This window comes from Segatella salivae DSM 15606 (assembly GCF_000185845.1).
Taxonomy (GTDB): domain Bacteria; phylum Bacteroidota; class Bacteroidia; order Bacteroidales; family Bacteroidaceae; genus Prevotella; species Prevotella salivae.
The window spans coordinates 192,386-195,206 of the sequence record NZ_GL629647.1; the positions used below are offsets into that span (position 1 = coordinate 192,386).

1 protein-coding gene and 1 pseudogene are annotated in these 2,821 nt (G+C 38.1%); both read right to left on the reverse strand.

The window, feature by feature from the left end; genetic code table 11:
* Positions 1–1,232: pseudogene (locus tag HMPREF9420_RS14490) on the reverse strand (sodium:solute symporter family transporter); the annotation flags it as partial.
* A gap of 29 nt (positions 1,233–1,261) precedes the next feature.
* Positions 1,262–2,464 carry an aldose epimerase family protein gene (locus HMPREF9420_RS00880; RefSeq protein WP_044079003.1) on the reverse strand — a complete coding sequence of 401 codons (1,203 nt, stop codon included), beginning with the start codon at positions 2,462–2,464 and terminating at the stop codon, positions 1,262–1,264.
* Between the last annotated feature and the right edge of the window lie 357 nt (positions 2,465–2,821).

Below are 2,821 nucleotides of genomic sequence, written 5' to 3' on the forward strand. Positions count from 1 at the left end.
ATATATTTTTTGTATATATCCATAGTGAATAGAGTAGAGGTAGAGTTGAACATTGAGGCCAAAGAAGAAATGATTGCAGCAGCTAAAGCCGCGAAACTCAAGCCTTTAATACCTGTTGGTGTGAAGTTTCTAATGAGCCATGGATAGGCATCATCGGCTCTTTCAATATGCCCAACAAGGTGAATATTAGAAAAGGCTTGTGGATCTTGCATGATGTAATAAGCACAAATACCTGGTAATACGACGATAAACGGAATTAAAATCTTTAAGAAACCTGCAAAGACAAGACCTTTTTTAGCCTCACTAATGCTTTTTGCAGCGAGACCTTTCTGTATGATATACTGATTGAATCCCCAGTAACCTAAGTTCGTAAGCCATACACCTCCAACAACAGCTGCTATTCCTGGCACATTCTCAAAAGCGCTTACGTTATGACTTTCTTGGATAACGAGGTGGAAATGTACATCGTTGACATGAGAGCCTGTGGTCAAATCTGTATATACTCTGCTTAATGCACCAATAGCATCTGTACCAAACACCTTTCCCATTTCGGTCAATGCAATAAAGGCGGTGATTAAACCTCCACCAACAAGGAAGGTAACTTGCATCACATCTGTCCATGCAACAGACGCTAAACCGCCATAGATTGAATACAAGCCGGCAATAATAAAGAGTGCAAGGATAATCAGCATACGCATTGAAATGGTAAATCCTAAGATGTTAACAGATAATCCTTGTAAACCAAGTATCTGTTCAATGGCTAATGCTCCCAGCCAAGCAACAGAAGTTAGATTAACAAAAACATAGAGGAAAAGCCACAAAATAGAGAATGCAAGCCCTACGCCATCATTATAACGCTCACGTAGGAACTGTGGTATAGTAAAGATTTTGCGGTCAAGCATCACGGGAAGGAGGAACTTGCCGATAACAACTAAGGTCACAGCTGCCATGACTTCATAAGCTGCTATGGCTATACCATCGCGGAATCCGGTGCCCGACATGCCAATAAATTGCTCTGCAGAGATATTTGCTGCAATCAAAGAGGCACCTACGGCCCACCATGTTAGGGTGTTGCCTGCCAGAAAGTAATCGTTAGCGCTTTTCTCTTTACCTGCTTTGTTACGGCTAAGAAAGAGTCCAAGTCCTACGAGTAACACAAGGTAAATAACGAGAATAATTAAGTCAATAGTCTTAAAGCCCGACTGACTGATAGCTTCTATAATCTTATTCATTGTTTAGTTATTAGATTAGAGTTTTTAGTTTATTTCTTATTCTGATTCTCAATAGAGAACTTGTAGATTAAATGACTATAGTATTTTTCGCCTGGTTTGAGTATTGGATTTGAGATTTCCCAACCCTTTGTCTTGTTGTTTATCTTCGTTGGTGAATCAGGATATTTCTGACTCTCAAAGCATACGCTTACATGCTTGGGATATTTAATACCATGTTTGCAGGCGATTCCTGTTCCCTGGAAGTTGCCCGTATAAACTTGAAGGCCTGGTTCATTGGTGTAAACTGATAGCTTAATACCTGTTTTGGGGGAATAAAGGCTCGCTGCAATGGCTTGATCGTTTCCTTTTCCATGCTGATATGTGTTCAAACACCAATTGTGATCATATCCTGTTGCATTTTTAATTTGGTCATAGGTCATATCTATTTTCTCACCAATCACAGCTGCTTTTCTAAAGTCCATTGGTGTCCCCGTAACATCTTTTATTTCTCCTGTTGGGATATAATATTTGTCGCTGGGGGTAAATTTGTCTGCGTTGATATACATTATTTGGTCAAAACCATCTTTCGAGAGGTCGCCATTGAGATTGAAATAACAATGGTTTGTCATGTTTATCACCGTTTTTTTATCGGTCGTTGCTTCGAAAACAATGTCCAATGAGTTATTATTCCTCACCGTATATGTGGCAGTTGCTTCCACTGTTCCAGGGAAACCATTCTCTCCATCTTTTGCTTTTATGACAAAAACTACTGATGAATCGGTCTTCGCTTTTATATCATAAACTTGATTCATCCAGCCACTATTGCCACCTCCATGAAGGCAATTACTGTTGTCATTGACTTTAAGTTGGTAACTTTTCCCATCAATGATGAGTTTAGAGTCTTTGATTCGGTTAGCATATCGTCCAACAGATGACCCATAATCTGAAGGGGAATGTAAGGTGTCGGCATATTGTGCAATGTTGTCATAGCCTAAAACGACATCAGTAGGTTTGTTGTTTTTGTCGGGTACACAAATTGAAACCACACGTCCTCCATAATTTGTTAGACAGACTTCCATTCCTTTTTGATTGGTGAGTGTAAGCAGTTCAGTCTTCTTTCCGTTAATCGTTGAATCAAAGGCTGACGGATTTAAGCCAGAAACGGTTGTGTGAATACCTTCTTTGTTGATGCAAGAAGAGAACATAAGGCTTGCCATTCCGGCTCCCAATAAAATAGTCTTTAAGTTTCTCATAAACATGAGTGATTATTTAGGTGAATAAATTTTTATGGTGTAAAAATACTACTTTTTTCTATAACTTGTATCTCTACAACATATATTTTTGGGGTTGTTAGTGTTTAATTAACACTTTTATATATTTCGTTGCCTATTTTGTTGGGTGCTGCATCCATACTTTATATGAATAAACGACTATCTAAATTGATTCTCTCTTGCTTGGAAATGGTTAATTTATAAAGCAGTTTATTCAACTCAATAGTGCATAGTCTCTGCAAGTTTTTATTTGCATTGATGAATGTTTGATTTGTCTTTAAGTTTACATGGTGTTTATTTCACCTTAATATATAAGGTGTAAGTATAGAAAGAAAATCA

Coding starts and splice junctions, on each gene's coding strand:
- HMPREF9420_RS00880 (WP_044079003.1), bottom strand. CDS start 2,464: ATGAGAAACTTAAAGACTATTTTATTGGGAGCCGGAATGGCAAGCCTT.